Annotated in this window: 19 protein-coding genes; 2 read left to right on the forward strand and 17 right to left on the reverse strand. The window is 70.1% G+C overall.

The annotated features are described in order from the left end of the window. Window position 1 precedes the first annotated feature (1 nt). The 9 genes from R9Z33_RS08295 to R9Z33_RS08335 form a co-directional block, all read right to left on the reverse strand. Window positions 2–715, reverse strand: coding sequence for a response regulator transcription factor (locus R9Z33_RS08295; protein WP_318650822.1), 714 nt, complete (start codon window positions 713–715; stop codon window positions 2–4). A 77-nt stretch (window positions 716–792) separates the two neighbouring features. Next, complete coding sequence (locus R9Z33_RS08300) at window positions 793–1,080, reverse strand: hypothetical protein (RefSeq protein ID WP_318650823.1); 288 nt, start codon at window positions 1,078–1,080, stop codon at window positions 793–795. A gap of 79 nt (window positions 1,081–1,159) precedes the next feature. Then, a complete protein-coding gene (locus R9Z33_RS08305) occupies window positions 1,160–1,855 on the reverse strand; it encodes an SCO family protein (RefSeq protein ID WP_318650824.1) in 696 nt (231 codons plus the stop codon). A 62-nt stretch (window positions 1,856–1,917) separates the two neighbouring features. Next, window positions 1,918–2,973: a ribonucleotide-diphosphate reductase subunit beta gene (locus R9Z33_RS08310; RefSeq protein WP_318650825.1), complete on the reverse strand. Its 1,056-nt coding sequence runs from the start codon at window positions 2,971–2,973 to the stop codon at window positions 1,918–1,920. A gap of 219 nt (window positions 2,974–3,192) precedes the next feature. Continuing rightward, a complete protein-coding gene (locus R9Z33_RS08315; RefSeq protein ID WP_318650826.1) occupies window positions 3,193–5,043 on the reverse strand; it encodes a ribonucleoside-diphosphate reductase subunit alpha in 1,851 nt (616 codons plus the stop codon). Between the two features lie 505 nt (window positions 5,044–5,548). Next, the gene (locus tag R9Z33_RS08320) at window positions 5,549–6,835 is read right to left on the reverse strand and encodes an ArgE/DapE family deacylase (RefSeq protein ID WP_318650827.1); all 1,287 of its coding nucleotides are present in this window, start codon (window positions 6,833–6,835) and stop codon (window positions 5,549–5,551) included. A gap of 18 nt (window positions 6,836–6,853) precedes the next feature. Then, window positions 6,854–8,449: an ABC transporter substrate-binding protein gene (locus tag R9Z33_RS08325; RefSeq protein ID WP_318650828.1), complete on the reverse strand. Its 1,596-nt coding sequence runs from the start codon at window positions 8,447–8,449 to the stop codon at window positions 6,854–6,856. Window positions 8,450–8,511: 62 nt separating this feature from the next. Further along, the gene (locus R9Z33_RS08330; RefSeq protein ID WP_318650829.1) at window positions 8,512–8,724 is read right to left on the reverse strand and encodes a hypothetical protein; all 213 of its coding nucleotides are present in this window, start codon (window positions 8,722–8,724) and stop codon (window positions 8,512–8,514) included. A 103-nt stretch (window positions 8,725–8,827) separates the two neighbouring features. Then, window positions 8,828–9,172 carry an ArsC family reductase gene (locus R9Z33_RS08335; RefSeq protein ID WP_404830664.1) on the reverse strand — a complete coding sequence of 115 codons (345 nt, stop codon included), beginning with the start codon at window positions 9,170–9,172 and terminating at the stop codon, window positions 8,828–8,830. A gap of 98 nt (window positions 9,173–9,270) precedes the next feature. On the opposite strand from R9Z33_RS08335, the gene R9Z33_RS08340 reads away from it, so the two are divergent. Next, window positions 9,271–10,149 carry a CPBP family intramembrane glutamic endopeptidase gene (locus R9Z33_RS08340; protein WP_318650830.1) on the forward strand — a complete coding sequence of 293 codons (879 nt, stop codon included), beginning with the start codon at window positions 9,271–9,273 and terminating at the stop codon, window positions 10,147–10,149. A gap of 180 nt (window positions 10,150–10,329) precedes the next feature. Here R9Z33_RS08340 and R9Z33_RS08345 read toward each other — a convergent pair whose 3' ends face one another. Then, on the reverse strand, window positions 10,330–10,923 hold the full coding sequence (locus R9Z33_RS08345; protein ID WP_318650831.1) for a nitroreductase family protein: 594 nt from the start codon (window positions 10,921–10,923) through the stop codon (window positions 10,330–10,332). Window positions 10,924–11,004: 81 nt separating this feature from the next. Between R9Z33_RS08345 and R9Z33_RS08350 the strand changes: the two genes are divergently transcribed. After that, on the forward strand, window positions 11,005–11,559 hold the full coding sequence (locus R9Z33_RS08350) for a hypothetical protein (protein WP_318650832.1): 555 nt from the start codon (window positions 11,005–11,007) through the stop codon (window positions 11,557–11,559). Between the two features lie 50 nt (window positions 11,560–11,609). On the opposite strand, the gene R9Z33_RS08355 is transcribed toward R9Z33_RS08350, so the two are convergent. The 7 genes from R9Z33_RS08355 to guaB all read right to left on the reverse strand — a co-directional run bounded on the left by R9Z33_RS08355 (window position 11,610) and on the right by guaB (window position 19,998). After that, the gene (locus tag R9Z33_RS08355; protein WP_318650833.1) at window positions 11,610–13,391 is read right to left on the reverse strand and encodes an amidohydrolase; all 1,782 of its coding nucleotides are present in this window, start codon (window positions 13,389–13,391) and stop codon (window positions 11,610–11,612) included. A 101-nt stretch (window positions 13,392–13,492) separates the two neighbouring features. Next, on the reverse strand, window positions 13,493–15,061 hold the full coding sequence (gene guaA / locus R9Z33_RS08360; protein WP_318650834.1) for a glutamine-hydrolyzing GMP synthase: 1,569 nt from the start codon (window positions 15,059–15,061) through the stop codon (window positions 13,493–13,495). 30 nt (window positions 15,062–15,091) lie between these two features. Further along, entirely contained in the window at window positions 15,092–15,922 is an 831-nt protein-coding gene (bla, locus tag R9Z33_RS08365) for a class A beta-lactamase (protein WP_318650835.1), read from the reverse strand. A 2-nt stretch (window positions 15,923–15,924) separates the two neighbouring features. After that, window positions 15,925–16,488 carry a GNAT family N-acetyltransferase gene (locus R9Z33_RS08370; protein WP_318650836.1) on the reverse strand — a complete coding sequence of 188 codons (564 nt, stop codon included), beginning with the start codon at window positions 16,486–16,488 and terminating at the stop codon, window positions 15,925–15,927. A 12-nt stretch (window positions 16,489–16,500) separates the two neighbouring features. Next, complete coding sequence (locus tag R9Z33_RS08375) at window positions 16,501–17,808, reverse strand: RsmB/NOP family class I SAM-dependent RNA methyltransferase (RefSeq protein ID WP_318650837.1); 1,308 nt, start codon at window positions 17,806–17,808, stop codon at window positions 16,501–16,503. Continuing rightward, entirely contained in the window at window positions 17,805–18,515 is a 711-nt protein-coding gene (locus tag R9Z33_RS08380) for a haloacid dehalogenase type II (protein WP_318650838.1), read from the reverse strand. Before R9Z33_RS08380 ends, R9Z33_RS08375 begins: the two co-directional genes overlap by 4 nt. Then, window positions 18,508–19,998: an IMP dehydrogenase gene (guaB, locus tag R9Z33_RS08385; protein ID WP_318650839.1), complete on the reverse strand. Its 1,491-nt coding sequence runs from the start codon at window positions 19,996–19,998 to the stop codon at window positions 18,508–18,510. Before guaB ends, R9Z33_RS08380 begins: the two co-directional genes overlap by 8 nt. Between the last annotated feature and the right edge of the window lie 42 nt (window positions 19,999–20,040).

A 20,040-nucleotide genomic window follows, 5' to 3' on the forward strand; every position in this document is an offset into this window, starting at 1 on the left:
ATCAGTCCTTGGGGGGGACGAAGATGTAGCCCACGCCGCGGACCGAGCGGATGGCCTCGGGCTTGGAGGGGTCGGCCTCGATCTTGCGGCGCAGGCGCATGATGCGGTTGTCGATCGCGCGGTCGAAGACCTCGGCCTCGCGATGCGCCGCCGTCTCCAGCAGCCATTCGCGGGTAAGCGGGCGGTTGGGGTGCTTCACCAGCAGCGCCAGCAGGTCGAACTCGCTGGCCGAGAGCGCATCCTCCGTGCCGTCGGCCAGGATCAGAACGCGGCGCTCCAGGTTGAGGCGCGCGGTGCCGACGCGCATCTCGGTCAGCAGGGGCGGCGGCGGCGGCGCCTCGGCCGCGCGGCGCAGCAGGGCCTTGATGCGGGCCAGCAGCTCGCGCGGTTCGAAGGGCTTGGTGACGTAGTCATCGGCGCCCGATTCGAGGCCCACCACGCGGTCCACCGTGTCGCCCGCCGCGGTCAGCATGATGATGCCCATGCGCGAGGAGCGGGCGCGCGCCCACCGGGCGAGGGCGAAGCCGTCCTCCGCCTCGTTCAGATGGACGTCGAAGAGCGCGAGGTCGGGCAGGGATTGCGCGTGCTCGCGCTTGAACTCCGCGCCCGAGGCGAAGGTGGCCGGGCGCAGGCCGTGCTGCGCCAGATATTCGCTGACGATCCGCCGCTGCAGCGGATCATCCTCGACCAGGGCGAGCCGCGTTGGCCCGCTCATGGCAGCGTCTCAATCCTGGATCGAATCCCGTGCATGCGGCATTGGAGGCGCATCACGGGGGGAAAGGCAAGGTGGCGCTACTGCTCGCCATCCGCCTCCGGATGGCGGAGGTGCCAAAGACGCTCATGCGCCGCCACCAGCGTCTCGATGTTGCGGCGGCGGTTGATGTCGGGCGAGACCGGGCGGCGCGTCAGCATCATCTCCAGCACACGGAGCAGCTGCTCGGCCACCTCGAAATCGGCCTGGTCACAGGCCTGATGGAAGGCGACCAGGATCTTGTCCGAGAGGCGGCGGCCCTGGCGGGGGGCCGCGCCGGCGCGGGCGGCTTCCTCCATCCCTTCCGTGCGGTCGTCATCTTCCGCCATGCGAAACTCCTTTTGCGGTCGCAACGGCGACCACGATCATGGGAGGGTTATGCGCCAGATCGGGGATGCTCGCCAAGCCTCACGAGCCGGGGTTTCGCGGCGCGCGGAGCTGCGCCTGGACCGCCGCGGCGATGGCCTCGGGGCTGGTTTCCGGGCGGAACAGCGCGCGCACCCTCGCATCCGGGCCGACGAGATAGATGAAGCTGGAGTGGTCCATGACGTAGTCCGTCATGTCGGGGCGCTGCACGCGGGCGTAATAGACGCGGTAGCGGCGCGCGGCGGCGGCGATCTGCTCGGGCGTGCCGGTCAGGCCCTCCATGCGCGGATGGAAGCGGGAAACGTAGTCCGCCAGCTGGGCCGGCGTGTCGCGCTGCGGATCGATGGTGATGAGAACCGGCGTCACCTGCTCGCCCTGGGGGCCGAGCGAATCGAGGGCGGCCGCGATGGTGCCGAGCTCGGTCGGGCAGATGTCGGGGCAATAGGTGAAGCCGAAATAGACCAGCAGCCAGCGTCCGGCATAGTCGCGCTCGGTGACGGTGCGGCCCGCCTGGTTCACCAGCTCGAAGGGCCCGCCGAGGGACATGCCGGCGGGGAGCTGCATGCCGCCGCCGCTGGCGGTGGGCGCCGTCATCTCCTGGCCGAAGACGCCGGCCAGCCGGTTGGCGAAGGCCTCGCCCAGGGTTTCCTGGGGGGATTTGCTCACCCAGGCATAGGCCCAGATGCCGGCGACGAGCGCCAGGAGGAAGATGCTGGAAAAGCGGATGATGCGAAGCATGGCGGGGAGTTAGCCCTCCGCCGCCATGTCTTCAATCGTGCCCCATGCGGGGCTGACCCCCGTCAGTGCCGGGCGTCGAGCTCGATCGCGCCCTCGGGCTGGGCCGAGGTGAAGGTGCCGTCGGCGAAGGCCTCCTCCCACGAACCTTCGGTCGAGGCCTTGGAGTATTCCGTCGCGCGGTTCTCGAAGAAGTTCGTGTGCTCGATGGCGTTGAGCATCTCATCCAGCCAAGGCAGCGGGTTCTTCTCGATGTGGTAGAGGGATTCGAGGCCCAGCTGTTGCAGGCGGCGATCGGCGATGAAGCGGATGTACTTCTTCACATCCTCGGCCGTGAGGCCCTCCACGCCGCCCAGCTCGAAGGCGAGGTCGATGAAGGCGTCCTCGTGGTCCACGATGGTGGCGCAGATCAGGTAGAGGTCGCGGCGCAGCTCCTCGGTCCAGATCTCGGGGTTCTCCTGCACGAAGGTGCGGAAGAGGCGGATGACGGAGAGGCAGTGCAGCGTCTCGTCACGCACCGACCAGGAGACGACCTGGCCCATGCCCTTCATCTTGTTGAAGCGCGGGAAGTTCATGAGGATGGCGAAGGAGGCGAAGAGCTGCAGCCCCTCGGTGAAGGCGCCGAAGGCGGCCAGTGTCTTCGCGATCTCGACCTTGTTGTCCACCGAGAAGGCATGCATGTAGTCGTACTTGTCCTTCATCTCCTTGTATTTGAGGAAGGCGGTGTACTCGGTCTCGGGCATGCCGATGGTGTCGAGCAGGTGGCTGTAGGCGGCGATGTGGATCGTCTCGGTGTTCGAGAAGGCCGACATCATCATCAGCACTTCGGTCGGCTTGAAGACCTGGCTGTACTGCTTCATGTAGCAGTTGTTCACCTCGACATCCGCCTGGGTGAAGAAGCGGAAGATCTGCGTCAGCAGGTTCTTCTCACCGGGCGTCAGGTTCTTCTGCCAATCCTTCACGTCATCGGCGAGCGGCACCTCCTCCGGCAGCCAATGGATGCGCTGCTGCTGCAGCCAGGCCTCATAGGCCCAGGGGTAGCGGAAGGGCTTGTAGACCGGGTTGGAGGTCAGGAGGTCGAACTTCACGGGAAGCTCGTCGATCGAAATGCCGTCAGCCATGGCTTTGCCCCGGATTGGTGGTGTTGAACGTCAGGGGCTCCGCCCCTGAAACCCCGCCAGGAAACTCAGTTTCCTGGACCTTCGTTGAACTTGGTCCGGCCCTGGAAACCGCAAGGCCCAAGTCAAAGATTTAGTCGGTAAAATATCAATCAAATGAAGGTGCAGGAAACGTGTTTCCTGCCGGGAGGGTATGGGAGGGCAGAGCCCTCCCATGACTTCTCACTGGCAGGCCAGGCACTCTTCATAATTGGTGCTCGCCGGTGCCGGTGCTTGCAGCGGCAGCACCGCGTCATCCTTGTGGCGCGTCATCACGTCGCTCTGGCCCACCACCTTTTCGCTCACCGTGTCGGCGCGCTGGATGGAGAGGCTGCGGCAGTAGTAGAGCGACTTCACGCCCTTCTTCCACGCCATCATGTGGATCTGGTGCAGGTCCCGCTTGTGGACGTTCGCGGGCAGGAAGAGGTTGAGCGATTGCGCCTGGCAGATGAAGGGCGTGCGATCGGCAGCGTGTTCCACCACCCAGCGCTGGTCGAGCTCGAAGGCGGTCTTGAAGACGGCCTTTTCCTGCTCGGTCAGGAAGTCGAGGTGCTGCACCGAGCCCTTGCTGACGGTGATGCTCGTCCAGGTATCGGCGTCGTCGCGGCCGTGCTGCTCCAGCACCTTCTTCAGGTAGGGGTTGCGCACGATGTAGGAGCCTGAGAGCGTCTTGTGGTTGTAGACGTTCGCCGCGATCGGCTCGATGCCGGGCGAGGCGCCGCCGCAGATGATGGAGATGGACGCCGTCGGCGCGATCGCCATCTTGTTCGAGAAGCGCTCCATGAAGCCGTATTCGGCGGCATCCGGGCAGGGGCCACGCTCCTCGGCCAGCAGGCGGGAGGCGTTGTCGGCCTGGGTGCGGATGTGGCGGAACATCTTCTTGTTCCAGACCTTCGCGATCACGCTCTCGAAGGGCACGCCCATCCCTTGCAGGAAGGAGTGGAAGCCCATCACGCCGAGGCCGACCGAACGCTCACGCATCGCGGAGTAGCGGGCCTTGGCCATGCTGTCCGGCGCGGTGTCGATGAAGTTCTGCAGGACGTTGTCCAGGAAGCGCATCACGTCGGTGATGAAGAGCGGATCGTCCTTCCACTCCATCCAGGTCTCGAGGTTCAGCGAGGAGAGGCAGCACACGGCCGTGCGCTGCTCGCCATGCTGGTCGATGCCGGTGGGGAGCGTGATCTCCGAGCAGAGGTTGGAGGTCTTCACCTCCAGCCCCGCGAGCTTGTGGTGCTCGGGCCGCGCGTTGTTCACGTGGTCCGAGAAGATGAAGTAGGGCTCGCCCGTCTCGATGCGGGCGGTGAGCATGCGGATCCAGAGCGAGCGGGCCGAGATGGTGCGCACCACGGCGCCGTCCTTGGGCGAGGTGAGCGCCCAGGCCTCATCGGCCTCGACCGCGCGCATGAACTTGTCCGACAGGAGGATGCCGTGGTGCAGGTTCAGCGCCTTGCGGTTCGGATCACCGCCGGTCGGGCGGCGGATCTCGATGAATTCCTCGATCTCCGGGTGGGAGACGGGGAGATACACGGCGGCCGAGCCGCGGCGCAGCGAGCCCTGGGAGATGGCGAGCGTCAGGCTGTCCATCACGCGGATGAAGGGCACGATGCCCGAGGTCTTGCCGTTCTGGCCGACCTTCTCGCCCAGCGAGCGGAGATTGCCCCAGTAGGAGCCGATGCCGCCGCCCTTGGAGGCGAGCCAGACATTCTCGTTCCAGAGGCCGACGATGGAGTCGAGGCTGTCATTCGCCTCATTCAGGAAGCAGGAGATGGGCAGGCCGCGCGTGGTGCCGCCATTGGACAGCACGGGCGTCGCCGGCATGAACCAGAGCTTGCTGATGTAGTCATAGAGGCGCTGCGAATGCGCCGCGTCATCGCCATAGGCGGATGCCACGCGGGCGAAGAGGTCCTGGTAGGACTCGCCCGGCAGGAGGTAGCGGTCATCGAGCGTCGCGCGCCCGAAATCCGTCAGCAGGGAGTCGCGGCTGCGATCCACCTGCACCTGGAAATGGCCCTGAAGCTGAACGGCATCGAACACGGTACTTCCCCCTCAAATCCCCGGCTCAGCGATATGCCTGAAACCCATCCTCTCGGCAACTACATATAGACAGCGCGGGGTGAACGGCCACCACATGCTGTGGTTGCGGGGCGCTTCCTTCCGCCGCGGGAAAGTCTTGTAACTCTGCCGATGTTCTAGTTTCGTTCATATCCCAGGCTGGCGCCGGCGTCCATCGAGAAGCGCGACGGGTGTGTCATGGCAGCCACAGGATATGGGGGGAAGCGGGAATGCGGGGTGGGGGGAAACCATCCCCCGAATCCACAGGGGGCGGGGGGCTGGGGATAGAATCGGGAGAAGCGTCTCCCCAACCCATCCGGCCGTCCCGGCCGAAGGCCGCGCCCGGCGCCTGAGGGCGGGAAACACCTTCCCAAGCCCATCCGGCCGCACAGCGGCCGGCGCCGCCAAACCGCATGCCGGGACCGGCGCACCCGCGGCGCGGCGCCCGAGGGCGGGAAAACCTCGAGCCTTGGGACCGCCCCCGGGCCTATTCCAGGGGCTGCAGGCCGCACCAATCGGCGATGAAGCAGGCCATGGCGAGGGTGGTGGTCCGCAGCTGCTCGAGGTTGGTGCGCTCGTCGAAGCCGTGGTTGTTCTCGCCCTTCGGGCCGTAGCAGAGGGCCGGCATGTCGAAATACAGGCCGTAGAATCGCGTGTCGTTCACCGCGGTCGTGATGCGGGCCCCCATCTCCGTGCCGAAGGCCGCGCGATGCGCCTCGGCCAGGATCGCCTCGGCCTCGCTGCCCGGCTCGAGGACGAAGCCATCGGCCAGGAAGCCGTGCCACTGCACCTCGGGCGGGTTGTTGGAGAGGAAATGGTCGCCCCGCGCGGCGGCGGCCACCGCCTGCTCCACGCCGCGCTGGCATTCGGCCACGTCCTGCCCGGGCAAGAGGCCGATGCGGCAATCCACCTCGCACCAGGCCGGCGTGGAGCTGGCCCAGTCGCCGCCGCGGATCTGCCCCGGGTTGAACTTGATGGGGTCCTGCACCTGCGCGTACCAGGGGTGGGTCTTCGCCACCTCGTTCAGCGCGCGGGTGTGCTCCTGCAGCGCCTGGATCAGGTGATAGGCGCTCATGATCGCATTGCTGCCCGATTGCGCGACCGCGACATGCACGGGCACGCCGCGCACCTTGAGGCGGAACCACATCGTGCCGGTATGCGCGCGGGTGATGGTGCCGCCGGTCGGCTCGGGGATCAGGCAGGCCTCGGCGCGGTAGCCGCGCAGCAGCGTGGCGAGCGCGCCATTGCCGGTGCTCTCCTCCTCGGTCACGGTCTGCAGGTGGACATCGGCGGCCGGGGCGAAGCCCGCGCCGCGCAGCGCCTCCATGGCGAAGCACATGGCCGAGACGCCGGCCTTCATGTCATTCGCGCCGCGGCCGTAGAGCCAGCCATCCTTCACCGTGCCGCCATAGGGCGGGAAGCTCCACATCTCGGCCGGGCCCTCGGGCACGACATCGATATGGCCCTGGATGATGAGGCTGCGGCCGGTGGGCGAGGCGCAGCGCCGCGAAGCGACGACCTGGAAGGAGCCGGCGGGGTCCACATCCACCATGGGGCTCGCCTTGGCGTGCTCGGCGAGCGGGACATCGGCGAGCGAGAAGCGGTCCACGCTGTAGCCGCGCGCGTTGAACCAGCGCGCCATGTGGTCCTGCAGCGGCGCCTCGCGCCCGCGCAGCGAGGGGTGGCGGACGATGTCGGCCAGGAAGCGGACCTGCTCGTCGAAGGCGCGGTCCACGGCGTCGCTGAGGCGGTTGCGGATGGACTTGTCGGGCATGGACTTACCTCGGATGTGTCACTCCGCGGGCGAGGCCAGCAAAGCGTTGGTGTACCAGATGGGGCTCGCATCGTAACGCACACGCGCCCGCTGCGCTGCCCAGCTCACGCGGAGATAGTGCACCGGAATCACCCCGAGATCATCGGTCGCGGCCCGCATCGCCTGCGCGGTGAGTGCGAGGCGCCGCTCCGGGTTCATGGTCCGCAGCGCCTCGGAGAGCGGGGCATCCACCGCTGGGTTGGAATAATGCTGGCGGTTGAAGGGGCCGAAGCCGGTCACCGGATCGCGCGTCGCCACCACCTGGCGCAGCATGTTGGCGGCGGTGGAGGTGGTGAAGGTCGTCATGAACATGCCGAATTCGCGGGCGGTGGCGCGGGTGAAGAAATTGGCCGGCGGCAGCACCTCGACGCGCGTCTCGATGCCGATGCGCGTCAGCCCCTGGGCGATGGCCTGCAGGATGTCGGCATCGGAGGGGATGAAGCCGTTGGGGCCATGGATGGTCATGCGGAAGCCATCCGGGAAGCCCGCCTCGGCCAGCAGGGCGCGGGCGCGGGCGAGGTCGGTCGCCATCGGCGGCAGGCCCTGCACGCGGTCGGGCAAAGCGGGGGCGGCGAATTGCTCGGCCGCGCGGCCTTGGCCCACGAGCAGGCGGCTCACGATCGCCTCGCGCGGGATGGCGAGCGAGATGGCCTGGCGCACGCGCAGGTCCCGCAGCGGGTTGCGCGGCAGCGGGTTGCCCTGCTTGTCGGTCACGAAGGGCGCCTGGTCCCGCACCGTGTCGGGCATGAGGTAGGAGGTGGTGATGCTGTCCGCCGTGAAGACGGCGAGGCGCGGGTCCTGCGAGAGGCGCTGCACATCCTGCACCGGCACGGCGTCGATCAGGTCCACATCGCCGGCGAGCAGGGCGGCGACGCGGGCGCCGTTGTTCGTCATGTAGCGGGTGATCACGCGATCCCAGGCGGGCCGGGGGCCCCAGAAATCCGGGTTGCGGGTGAATTCATGCCGCTCGCCCTGGGCGTAGCTGACATGGCGGTAGGCGCCGGTGCCGATCAGCGCGCGGCCCTGGTTGAAGTCGCCCAGCACCGCATTCGCGTGGATGCGGCGCGAGAGGATCATGATCGCGGTGATGTCGCGGTCGAAGAAGGGGGCCGGCTCGCGCGTGATCACATGGATGGTGCGCGGGTCGATGATGCGGACTTCGGCGATGGTGCGGACCATCGGCGTGAAGGGGCCCGGCGAATTGGGCACCTGCGGCACCCGGGCGAAGGAGAAGGCGACGTCCTCCGCCTCGAAGGGCGTGCCGTCATGGAAGCGCACGCCCTCGCGCAGGCGGAATTCCCAGGTGAGGTCGTCAATGTTGCGCCAGCTCTCGGCCAGCACGGGGAAGATGCGGCTCTGCGTGTCGAGATCCAGCAGCGGATTGAAGATCTGCCGCAGCTGCGCGTTGTTGTTGTTGGAGGAGTGGTAGTGCGGGTCCATGCCCGTCGGAATGCCGGCCATGCCGATGGTCAGCGTGCGCGTGGGCTGGGGCTGGGGCTGGGCCTGGGCCGGGGCCTGGGCGGCGGCCAGGCCGGCGGCCAGCATGCAGGTGGCCAGCAGGGCGGAACGCAGCATCGGTCTCTCCTCGGGATGACGCGGCGTTCATCTTCCGGCCGGCGCGCCGGCCGTCAAGCGAATTACCGGACGGGCTTGCGGTAGAAGGCCATGGGAATGCCGATGGCGAGCACCACGGCGCCGGCCAGGATGTAGGGGATGTTGCGGTGGCTCTCCGGCGCGCCGAACTTCTCGATGAAGATCGAGACGATCAGCCCGATGCCGATGATGCCGAAGGCCAGGAACTTGCCGCGGCCGGACACCTCTTTCCGCGCGGGGGCGGCGTTCTCCTGCATCCTCTTTGTCCTTCCTCAGAACCTCGGGCCACAGAACCGTGGGCCTCGGGGTCTTGGGGCGGAGCCTATCCCGCGCTGGCCGGCCGCGCCAAGCGAAACCGGATCAGCCGAGCGCCTTCGCGTAGGCCTCCGGGCTGAAGCCCACGAGGCGGCGCGGGCCGAGGTCGAGCACGGGGCGCTTGATCATCGAGGGCTGCGCCAGCATCAGCGCCATGGCGCGCGTGGCGTCGAGGCCCTGCTTCTCGGCGTCGGGCAGCTTGCGGAAGGTGGTGCCCGCCCGGTTCAGCAGCGCCTCCCAGCCGAGTTCCTGCACCCAGGCCGCAAGCGTCGCGGGGGCGATGCCTTGGGTCTTGTAGTCGTGGAAGGCATAGGCCACGCCGCGCGCATCCAGCCAGGCGCGGGCCTTCTTCATGGTGTCGCAGTTCTTGATGCCATGGAGCGTGATCATCGGGCCTATGTCGCATCGAAGCCGGGCCGCGCCAAGCGGCGGGTGGACAGGCCGGCGGGCGGCCCCATAGCCTCGCATGCGACCAGCCGGAGCCGACCATGCAGGACATCGCCGAACCGAGGCCCGCCGCGTGGCGGCGGATCCTGCGCCTGCCGGTGATCCGGCTGCCGCTGCTGGGCGGCGGCCTCTTCTGGCTGATGATGGTGAACAACGGCTTCATGGAGGACCTCGCGGCCAGGCCGCTCACGGCGCTGGCGGTCACGGCCGGCATGGTGACGCTGGCGCTCGCCCTCTATGCGGGCTTCGTCCGTTGGGTGGAGGGCCGCGCGCCGGGCGAGCTCTCGTTCCCCGGCATGGGGCGCGAATGGGCGATGGGCGCGATGGTGGGGGCGGCGCTCTACACCTCCTCGGTGCTGCTGCTCATGGCGCTCGGCATCTACCGGATCGAGGGGCTGAACCCCGCTTCCTTCCTGCTGCCGGCGCTTGCCATGGCGCTCAGCTCCGGCGTCTTCGAGGAGCTGATCTTCCGCGGCGCGCTGATGCGCATCCTGGAGGAGCATCTCGGCAGCTGGATCGCGCTGGTGCTCTCCGCGCTGGTCTTCGGCTTCACCCATCTGCTCAACCCCGCCGGCACGCTGATGGGCGCGCTCTTCATCAGCATCGAGGCCGGGCTGCTGCTGGGCGCCGCCTATCTGCTGACGCGGCGCCTCTGGATGAGCATGGGTTTCCACATGTCCTGGAACTACACGCAATCGGCGATCTTCTCGGGCATCGTCTCGGGCGGGGACAGCGACCCGGGGCTGATCCGCGCCAGCGTCGCGGGCCCGGAACTGCTGACGGGGGGAAGCTTTGGCCTCGAATCCTCGATCATCGCCTTCATCCTCTGCACGGGGACGGGGCTGCTGCTGCTGGGCATGACGGTCCAGCAGGGGCGGATGCGGCCGCCGGGCTGGATGCGGGGCGCGACACCCGGCTAGGCCACGCTGGGTCCACACGCGTTCACGCCGCATGGTCCGGCCTTGGCCGGGAGGATGATCCAGCGTCTCGGCGGGTCCGCCTCAGCGCATCATGCTCCAGGCGGACCACGCCCCCGTGGGAGAGGGCATGAGGTTGCGTCGGCCGGGGCGGCCGCGCCACCTCGGTGGGTGACGGGCCGGTCATGGCCCGGACCACCAGCGCCGGTGCGGCGCGGGGTCGGCCCGCTCCGGGCGCGGCCGCTCTCCCCTGGGCGTGCCGGCATAGATCCAGCCCAGCAGCGCATCCCGCTCCGCGAAGCCGAGGGCGCGCTTCACCTCCGGGTCGCCCAGCGCGGCAGAGGAAAGCCAGATCGCGCCGTAGCCCTGCGCGTCGAGCGCGTTCAGCAGGTTCATCGTCCCGGCCGCCGCCGTGGCCTCCTGCTCCCAGAGCGGGACCTTGTGATCATGGCGCAGGACGGCGCCGGCGGCGATGACCAGCGGCGCCCGCAGCGGCTTGGCGCGCTCAAGCTCGAGCCGCTCCGGCGGCGTGGCCGCGTCGCGCCGCGCGAGGGAGGCGGCGAGCAGCCCGCCCAGCGCGACCCGCGCCGGGCCGGCGATGAGGACGAAGCGCCAGGGCCTGAGCCCGCCATGGTCGGGCGCGCGGAGAGCGGCGGCCACGGCGCGGTCCAGTGCGGCGGCATCGGGCCCGGGCTCGCCCAGCTGGCGCGGCGGGACGGAGGCGCGGGCGAGCAGCGCGGCGAGCGCGGGCGGGAGTGTCGGGAGGCTGTCAGGCATGGGGGCTCCTGTCGGGTCGGATGAGTTATTGCGAACGATTATCATTCTCAATATACTCGAACCAGCCCTGGAGGTCACCCCATGCCGAAGCTCCCCCTCTCTCCCTTCCTGCTCGACCCGAATGCGGAGCCGCCGCTGCCCGAACCCCGCCCCGGGGCCTGCGCCGCGCATGCCCCGGCGCATGGCCGGCGCGGCGCGATGGACCTCGACGCGGCCGAGCTCTTCGTCACCGCCGCCTTGCGGGCCTGGGTCGCGCCGCACATGCACCCGGGCGAGGTGCACCCGGATTGGCGCGAGCTGTTCCGCCTGGCCCGGCTGGGCGCGCCGGCGATGGTCGCCTTCGACGGCCTGATGTCGGTCATCGCCGCGCAGGCGAAGCGGATGATCGACGTGCATTGCTGCCGCTGCCCCGCACTCGGCGACGATGAGGCCTTGATGCTGCGCCTCGTCACCGCGCTGCAATCGGGCGAGGCGCTGCCGGCGCTCGAGATCCTCGGCGACTGGCTGCCGGATGAGGCGACGGCCCCGGCGCTGCTCGCGGCCAGGCGCTTCGCGCTGTCCATCGCCGAGGCGGGGCTGGCGCTGCCGCGGCGCGGCCAGGTGATCGCGCTGCGCGCGGGCCGCACCCTGCACTGAGGCTTGGGCAGGCCCTGGCGCGGCGAAGATCCGCGCCGCGCCTGCCTGCCCTAGCCGAATGCCTTCTCCCCCGCGACCCAGGTCTCGCTCACCTGGATCTCCGCGAGCTTCGCGGGATCCGTGGCATAGGGGTCGCCCTGCAGGATGGTCAGGTCGGCCGCCTTGCCGGGCGCCAGGGTGCCCAGCATCTCGCCCAGGCCCATCTGCCGCGCGGCGTTGATGGTGATGCCGCGCAGCGCCTCATCCACGCTGAGCGTGATGTCGGGGCCGAGGACCGAGCCATCCACCATGCAGCGCCGCGTCACCGCCGTCTGCACCAGGCGCAGCGGGTTCAGGGGCATGCCGGCCGCCGGATTGTCGGTGTGCAGCGAATGGCCGACGCCCGCGCGCGCCGCGGCGCCGACCGGGCACATGAACGCCGCGCGCTCCGCCCCGAAGAGCTTGTCGCGGTAGTCGGCGCCGTAGAGGTGGATGAAGTCGGTCATGAAGCTCGCCTCGATGCCCAGCCGCTTCATGCGGGCGATCTGGTCGGGCCGCGCCATGGTGGCGTGCTCGATGCGGTTCACGCCGGTCGGCGGGTTCGCGCCATAGGCCGTCGCGATCGCGTCCAGCGCCTGGTCGATCGCGGCATCGCCCTGCGAGTGGATCAGGATGCTCCAGCCCGCCTCCTTCGCCGCGGTGCACAGCGCGACCGCCTGCGCCTGGCTGTAGCCCAGCGTGCCGCGCGCGGTGGAGTTGAGGTAGGGCCGCGTCTGCGCCGCCGTCTCCGCCTGGTTGGAGCCGTCGCCCCAGTATTTCATGCCGTAGAGCGAGAGGCGGCTGTCGGGCACATGCCGCGCCCGGTGCGCGGGGCCGAGGGCTGCGAAGGGCTTGCTTGCCTCGATCATGTCCGTCGAGAAGCTGGCGCTGAGGCGGATGGGCAGGCGGTTCGAGAGCTGCGCCAGCATCCCGATCCATTCCGGCTTCACCGTGCCGGGCTCGTGGAGCGCGGTCAGCCCGGCGGCGGCGGCCTTGTGCGCATAGGCCTCGATCGCGCGGGTCATCGCCGCGGCATCGGGGCGCGGCACGGCCTGGCCGGCGAAGCGCAGCAGGGCGGGCTCGTTGTAGATCAGGCCGTTCAGCGCGCCATCCGCGCCGCGCCCGAAGAAGCCGCCGCCGGGCAGGGGGCCTGTCTCGCGCGTCACGCCCGCGCGCTGGAAGGCGAGGTTGTTGCCGGCGCCGACATGGCCGTTCACGTAGAGCACGAAGATCGGACTGGTGGTGGAGATGGCGTCGAGTTCCGCCATCGAGAGATCGCCGCCCTGCAGCAGGTTGTCGTAGAAGCCGAAGGCCATCCAGGCGCCGGGCGCGGCGCGCGCGGCGGTGGCGCGCATGGCGGCCAGCGCATCGGCCTTCGTGCGGCAGCGGAAGAAGCCGATATTCACCAGCAGCGCGTCGAACAGGCTGGACAGGACGGTGTGGTTGTGCGGGTCGATGAAGCCCGGGAACAGCGCGCGGCCCCCCAGATCCACCATGCGCGTTCCAGGCCCGGCCAGCGCCGCGGCCTCGGCGGCCGTGCCGGCGGCGAGGATCCTGCCGCCGCCGATGGCCAGCGCCTCCAGCGGGGGCGCGCCGGTCATCGGATGGATCCTGCCGTTGCGGAAGATGGCCTCGGCGCGCGGGGCCGGGGCGGTCTGAGCCGGGGCGGTCTGGGCTGGGGCGGTCTGGGCCGCGGCGGGCGCCTGGGCCGCGAGGGCGGCGCCCGCCGCGGCGGCCATGAACCGGCGCCGGCCGGGGGTGATGCCGGCGGTCAGCGCCTCGGCGATCCGCGACCGCGCGCACCAGTTGCACATCCTCGCCTCCTGCGTTTCCTCGGGGCGGGTGCGTCGTGGCGATGCTTCCGCCCGGGGGCGAGGCTAGGGTTTCGCTTGCTTGACCGGCAAGGGAGGCTTGGTCACTCCCACTCGATCGTGCCCGGCGGCTTGCTCGTGATGTCGTAGGTCACGCGGTTCACGCCGCGCACCTCGTTCACGATGCGGTTCGCGACGCGGCCGAGGAAGCCCATGTCGAAGGGGTAGAACTCCGCCGTCATGCCATCCGTGCTGGTCACGGCGCGCAGCGCGCAGGCCATGTCATAGGTGCGGCCATCGCCCATGACACCCACGGTGCGGACCGGAAGCAGCACGGCGAAGGCCTGCCAGATGGTGTCGTAGAGGCCCGCGGCGCGGATCTCCTCCAGGTAGATGCTGTCCACCTGGCGCAGCAGGTCCGCCTTCTCGCGCGTCACCTCGCCCGGGATGCGGATGGCGAGCCCCGGGCCGGGGAAGGGGTGGCGGCCCACGATCTCCTCGGGGATGCCGAGCTCGCGGCCCAGCACGCGCACCTCGTCCTTGAAGAGTTCGCGCAGCGGCTCGACCAGCTGCATCCGCATGCCCTCGGGCAGGCCGCCCACATTGTGGTGGGACTTGATCGTCACCGAAGGCCCGCCGGTGGCGGAGACGCTTTCGATCACGTCGGGGTAGAGCGTGCCCTGCGCCAGGAAATCGGCGCCGCCGATCTTGTTCTGCTCCTCCTCGAAGACCTCGATGAAGAGGCGGCCGATGATCTTGCGCTTCTGCTCGGGGTCGGTGACGCCGGAGAGCTGGCCGAGGAAGAGCTCGCTCGCGTCGCGATGCACCAGCTTGATGTTGAAGCGGTCGCGGAAGGTCTTCACCACCTGCGCGCTCTCGTTCGCGCGCATCAGCCCGTGATCGACATAGATGCAGGTGAGCTGGTCGCCGATCGCCTCATGCAGCAGCACGGCCGCCACCGAGGAATCCACGCCGCCCGAAAGCCCGCAGACGACGCGGCCCTTGCCCACCTGGGCGCGGATCTTGGCGATGGTCTCGGCCCGGTAGCCGGCCATGGTCCAATCACCGGTGCAGCCGCAGACGCCATGGGTGAAGTTGCGCAGCAGCGCCGCGCCATGGGGCGTGTGCACCACCTCGGGGTGGAACATCGTGCCGTAGTAGCGGCGCGCGTCATCGGCGATCAGCGCGAAGGGCGCGCCCTCGCTCTCGGCCACCACGCGAAAGCCGGGCGGCAGCACGGTGATGCGGTCGCCATGGCTCATCCACACCGTCTCCTGGGCGCCCTTGGCCCAGACGCCCTGGGTGATCGGGCAATCGCCCGTGACGGTGACGACGGCGCGGCCGAATTCGCGCGCATGCCCGCCCTCCACCGTGCCGCCCAGCTGATGCGCCAGCGTCTGCTGGCCGTAGCAGATGCCGAGGATGGGCAGGCCCGAGGCGAAGGCATAATCCGGCGCGCGCGGGCTCTCGCCCTCGGTCACGCTGGCCGGCCCGCCGGAGAAGATGATGCCCTTGGGCGCGAAGGCGCGGATGCGCGCCTCGGGGGCCGCGTTGTAGGGCCAGATCTCGCAATAGACGCCCGACTCGCGAAGCCGGCGCGCGATGAGCTGCGTCACCTGGCTGCCGAAATCGAGGATGAGGATGCGGTCGTGCTGGGCGGGGGTGCTGGTCATGGCGTTGGGCAGCATGACGGGCGGCGGACGTCAAGCCTCCAGCGCGGTGACCAGCCTTGCGACATCGGCCAAGGCCGCGTCACGCGCGGCGGGCGGCGCCTGCGACTCCGTGAGGAAGGCGGCGACGACCCAGGGCGCAGCCCCGCCCGGCGGCCAGAGCAGGCCCACCACATTGCTGGTGCCATGCGCCGCGCCGCCCGTGCGGTCCCCCACACGCCAGCCGGCCGGCACGCCCGCGCGCAGCCGGGCCCCGCCCGTGGTGTTGGCTTCGAGCCAGCCGAGCCAGCGGGCACGGCCTTCCGCCCGCAGCACATCCCCGAGCGCGAGGCGCGACAGCGTGGCCGCCATCGCCGCGGGCGTGGAGGTGTCGCGCGGATCGCCCGGGCGCGCCTCGTTCAGCGCGGGCTCCATGCGATCGAGCCGCGTCGCGTCATCGCCGATGGAACGCAGCCAGGCCGTCAGCCCCTCCGGGCCGCCCAGCACGCCCAGCAGCAGGTTCGTCGCCGTGTTGTCGCTGATGGTCATGATGGCGGCGCAAAGCTCGTCCAGCCGCATCGCCTCGCCCCGGCGCGTCTCGGTCACGGGCGACCAGGCAACCAGGCCTTCGCGCGGGATGGGCAGGCGCTGGTCGAGCGAGAGCGCGCCGGCCTCCGCGCGGGCCAGCACGGCGGCGGCGAGCAGCGCCTTGAAGGTGCTGGCCATGGGGAAGCGCTCCCGGCCGCGATGGGCGATGAGGCGGCCGCCCTGCCGCGCCATGACGCCGAGCCGTCCGCCCACCCGCGCCTCGATCGCCGAAAGCCCCTCGGCCAGGGCCGGGCGCGGGGCGAGGCCCGCCAGCAGCAGCGCGCGCCGTCCCCACATGTTCAGCGCGGCAGCCGGGTGGTCGCCGTCGCGGTCAGCAGGGTGTGGATCGGCTCCCAGGCATAGGCGAGCTGGGTGGTGCGCTGGCCGGCGAAGGTGAATTCCTCCCGCGCGGACAGCTTCGCGCCGAGGCGGGCGTAGAACCAGCGCGCGGGATTGTCCTGCAGCACCCAGGCAAAGGCGGATTCGGCGCCGAGCGAGGCGAGGTGCGAGGCCATGGCGCGCATCAGCCGGCGGCCCACGCCGCGGTCGCGGAAATCATCCAGCAGGTAGAGCGTCTCCACCTCGCCCTCGGCGATGCCCGGCCGGCGCGAGAGGCCGCCGGTGATGAAGCCCACCACGCCGTCGCCCGCCGCCTCATGCCCGTCGGCGATGGCGACGAAGCCCGCATGGCCGCCGCGCCGCTGCAGGATGCCGCGCTCATAGTCGAGGCTCTCCCGCTCGGCGGAGAGGCCGGCGAGATAGGCTTCGGGCAGGATGCCGGCATAGGTGCTGCGCCAGGCGGCGAGATGGACGCGCGCCATGGCGTCGGCATCACCGGGCCGGGCACGGCGGATGGTGACCATCGCCCGCGGTGCCTAGCTCGCCTTTTCCAGGACGGCGCAGAAGAAGCCATCCGTGCCATGCGCGCCGGGCGAGAGCAGCAGATGCGGCGCATCGGTGGGCGGTGCGCCGGGCAGGCCGGCCTCGGCCCAGGCCTGCGTCAGGGGGATGGGTCGGAAGCCCGGATGGGCCGCCAGGAACGCCTCAACCTGCACTTCGTCCTCCTCCGGGAGCAGCGAGCATGTCGCGTAGACAAGCCTACCCCCAGGCTTCACCAGAAGTGCCGAAGTTGCAAGAATTTCATGTTGCTTCCCGAGCAATTCCCTCAGGTCCTCGGGGCCGGTCCGGCTGCGCGCATCGGGGTTGCGGCGCCAGGTGCCGGTGCCGGTGCAGGGCGCGTCCACCAGCACGCGGTCGAAGGTGCCGGCGCGGCGCTTCACCCAGCGGTCGCCCGCCTCCAGCAGATGCGTCTCGGCATTGTGGACGCCGGCGCGGCGCAGGCGCTTGTTCGCCCCTTCGAGGCGCGGCACCGAGACATCGCAGGCGGTGATGCGGCCCTGGTTGCCCATGGTGGCCGCCATGGCGAGCGTCTTGCCCGCGGCGCCCGCGCAATAATCCACGACGCGCATGCCGGGGCGCGCGGCCACGAGCGCGGCGATGAGCTGGCTGCCCTCGTCCTGCACCTCGATCAGGCCATCCTTGTAGGCGGCGCTACCGGTGATGGGGGTGCGGTGGGCGAGGCGCAGGCCCCAGGGGGAGAAGGGCGTGGTCTCGGAGACGAGGCCCTCGCCCCGCAGCGCCGCCTGCGCCGCCTGCCGCGTGGATTTGAGCAGGTTCACCCGGAGGTCGAGCGGCGCGGTCGCCTCCATGGCGCGGGCCTCGGCCTCCAGCGTCGCGCCGAAGCGGGCGGCGAGGCCGGGCAGCGCCCATTCGGGGAGGTTGAGGCGCGCGCCCTCGGGCATCTCCTTGCCCATCAGCGGCTTGCCGACGAGCTGCTCGCCCACGCCCATCTCGCCCGCATCGAGCGGGCCCGCGGCATAGCGCCCGCCGTCAAACAGACGCGCCGCCTCCGCCAGCTTGCGCTTCTCGGCGAGCAGGAGATGCGCCAGCAGCAGGAGGCGCGGCGTGAGGCGCGCGCCCGTCCCGGCGATCCACCATTCGAGGCGCAGCCGCTGCCGCAGCACGCCCCAGGCGAGGTCGGAGACGGCGCGGCGGTCGCTGCCGCCGATGTAGCGCCGGGCGCGGAAGAAATCGGCGCTGATCGCGTCCGCCGGGCGGCGCGGCTGGTCCAGCACGGCGTGCAGCAGGTCGATCGCGGCGGAGAGCCGCCCCTCGGGCGTCACGAAACGAGGCCGGGAAGCGGGGAGAGGTTGGTCAGGCTGGGCACGCCGGCGGCCTCCAGCCCGTATTCATCGGGCGCATGGGTGCGGTTGACGCGGATCGCGCGGAAGCCCGCGGCCAGCGCCGCCTGGGTGTCCCACGGATTGGCGGAGACGAAGGCCATGCGATGCGCGGGCAGGCCCAGGCGCTGCTCGGCCAGCGCATAGACGCGGCGATCGGGCTTGAAGACGCCGACCGCCTCGACCGAGAGAAGCATGTCGAGCTGCGTCGAGATGCCGGCCGCGCGCGTCGCGTCCGAGAGCATCATGGGCGCGCCATTGGAGAGTATGGCGGTCCGCATGCCCTGCGCGCGCAGCGCCTCGAGCATGGCGGGCACCTCGGGATAGGCGTCGAGGCGGCGATAGGCATCGAGCAGGTCCTGCACCAGGGCCGCGTCCCGCAGGCCGAAGCGGGCGCAGACATAGCGCAGCGCATCCACCGTGCAGGTCCAGAAATCCTGGTGGTGCTGCGGCCCGGTCAGGCTGCGGACCCAGGAATATTCGAGCTGCTTCGCGCGCCACTCGGCCGAGACGGCGGCGGCTTCCGGCCCGATGCGCGCGGCATGGCGCGCGACGGCCGAATGCACGTCGAGCAGCGTGCCATAGGCATCGAAGATGACGGCCTCGATCTCACGCTCCGGCCGGGCGGGCGGCGCCCAGCTCTCACCCATCGGTACGGTAGTTCGGCGCTTCGCGGGTGATCGCCACGTCATGCACATGGCTCTCGCGCAGGCCCGCATTGGTGATGCGGCGGAAGCGCGCATTCTTCTGCAGGTCCGCGATGGTGGCGCTGCCGGTATAGCCCATGGCGGCGCGCAGGCCGCCGACGAGCTGGTGGATCACGGGACCGACCGGGCCCTTGTAGCCGACGCGGCCTTCCACGCCCTCGGGCACCAGCTTCAGCTGGTCGCTCACATCGGCCTGGAAGTAGCGGTCGGCGCTGCCCTGCGCCATGGCGCCGAGGCTACCCATGCCGCGGTAGGATTTGTAGGAGCGGCCCTGGTAGAGAAACACCTCGCCCGGCGCCTCGTCGGTGCCGGCGAACATGCTGCCCATCATCACGCATTCGGCGCCGCCCGCCAGCGCCTTGGCGATGTCGCCCGAATTGCGGATGCCGCCATCGGCGATGCAGGGCACGCCGCGCTCGCGCGCCGCGGCCGAGCATTCCATCACGGCGGTCAGCTGCGGCACGCCGACGCCGGCCACGATGCGCGTCGTGCAGATGGAGCCGGGGCCGATGCCGATCTTCACCGCATCCGCACCCGCCTCGATCAGCGCCAGCGCGCCCTCGGGGGTCGCGACATTGCCCGCGATGATCTGCACGGTGTTGGAGAGGCGCTTGATGCGCTCGATCGCCGCCAGCACGCCGCCCGAATGGCCATGCGCCGTATCCACCACGATCACATCGGCCTCGGCCGCCACCAGCGCCTCGGCGCGCTTCAGCCCGTCATCGCCCACGCCGGTCGCGGCGGCGGCGCGCAGGCGGCCCATGCCGTCCTTCACCGCATTGGGGTGCGCCTCGGACTTGTCCATGTCCTTGACCGTGATGAGGCCGACGCAGCGGCCCGCATCATCCACCACCAGGAGCTTCTCCAGGCGGCGCTTGTGCAGCAGGGTGCGCGCCTGCTCGGCCGTCACGTTCTGCGGCGCGGTGACGAGGTTTTCGCGCGTCATCAGCTCATAGACGCGCTGCTTGGGGTCGGTCGCGAAGCGCAGGTCGCGGTTGGTGATGATGCCGACCAGCCGATTCGTGCCGGGCTCGACCACCGGGAAGCCCGAGATGCGGTGACGGGCCTTCAGCTCCATCACATCGGCCAGCGTCTGCTCGGGGTTCACCATGACGGGGTTCACCACCATGCCGCTCTCGAAGCGCTTCACCTGGCGGATCTGCTCGGCCTGGTCGGTGGGGGACATGTTCTTGTGGATGACGCCGATGCCGCCGCGCTGGGCCATGGCGATGGACATCGGCGCCTCGGTCACCGTGTCCATGGCGGCGGCGACGAGCGGGATGTGCAGCGAGATCTCGCGCGTCAGGCGCGTGCGCGTGTCGGTCTGGCCCGGCAGGATGGTGGAGTAGGCCGGGAGCATCAGCACGTCGTCGAAGGCGTAGGCCTCGGCGATGCGGATGGGTTCGGCGAAATCGGAAGCTGCCATGGCGGGGCCTTTCGGGGGCGGTCACTCGACCTTGGCGAGGTG

The sequence above is a fragment of the Sediminicoccus rosea genome (genome assembly GCF_033547095.1).
Lineage (GTDB): Bacteria > Pseudomonadota > Alphaproteobacteria > Acetobacterales > Acetobacteraceae > Roseococcus > Roseococcus rosea.

Coding starts and splice junctions, on each gene's coding strand:
- R9Z33_RS08295 (WP_318650822.1), bottom strand. CDS start 715: ATGAGCGGGCCAACGCGGCTCGCCCTGGTCGAGGATGATCCGCTGCAG.
- R9Z33_RS08300 (WP_318650823.1), bottom strand. CDS start 1,080: ATGGCGGAAGATGACGACCGCACGGAAGGGATGGAGGAAGCCGCCCGC.
- R9Z33_RS08305 (WP_318650824.1), bottom strand. CDS start 1,855: ATGCTTCGCATCATCCGCTTTTCCAGCATCTTCCTCCTGGCGCTCGTC.
- R9Z33_RS08310 (WP_318650825.1), bottom strand. CDS start 2,973: ATGGCTGACGGCATTTCGATCGACGAGCTTCCCGTGAAGTTCGACCTC.
- R9Z33_RS08320 (WP_318650827.1), bottom strand. CDS start 6,835: ATGCCCGACAAGTCCATCCGCAACCGCCTCAGCGACGCCGTGGACCGC.
- R9Z33_RS08325 (WP_318650828.1), bottom strand. CDS start 8,449: ATGCTGCGTTCCGCCCTGCTGGCCACCTGCATGCTGGCCGCCGGCCTG.
- R9Z33_RS08330 (WP_318650829.1), bottom strand. CDS start 8,724: ATGCAGGAGAACGCCGCCCCCGCGCGGAAAGAGGTGTCCGGCCGCGGC.
- R9Z33_RS08335 (WP_404830664.1), bottom strand. CDS start 9,172: ATGATCACGCTCCATGGCATCAAGAACTGCGACACCATGAAGAAGGCC.
- R9Z33_RS08340 (WP_318650830.1), top strand. CDS start 9,271: ATGCAGGACATCGCCGAACCGAGGCCCGCCGCGTGGCGGCGGATCCTG.
- R9Z33_RS08345 (WP_318650831.1), bottom strand. CDS start 10,923: ATGCCTGACAGCCTCCCGACACTCCCGCCCGCGCTCGCCGCGCTGCTC.
- R9Z33_RS08350 (WP_318650832.1), top strand. CDS start 11,005: ATGCCGAAGCTCCCCCTCTCTCCCTTCCTGCTCGACCCGAATGCGGAG.
- R9Z33_RS08355 (WP_318650833.1), bottom strand. CDS start 13,391: ATGTGCAACTGGTGCGCGCGGTCGCGGATCGCCGAGGCGCTGACCGCC.
- guaA (WP_318650834.1), bottom strand. CDS start 15,061: ATGACCAGCACCCCCGCCCAGCACGACCGCATCCTCATCCTCGATTTC.
- bla (WP_318650835.1), bottom strand. CDS start 15,922: ATGTGGGGACGGCGCGCGCTGCTGCTGGCGGGCCTCGCCCCGCGCCCG.
- R9Z33_RS08370 (WP_318650836.1), bottom strand. CDS start 16,488: ATGGTCACCATCCGCCGTGCCCGGCCCGGTGATGCCGACGCCATGGCG.
- R9Z33_RS08380 (WP_318650838.1), bottom strand. CDS start 18,515: ATGGGTGAGAGCTGGGCGCCGCCCGCCCGGCCGGAGCGTGAGATCGAG.
- guaB (WP_318650839.1), bottom strand. CDS start 19,998: ATGGCAGCTTCCGATTTCGCCGAACCCATCCGCATCGCCGAGGCCTAC.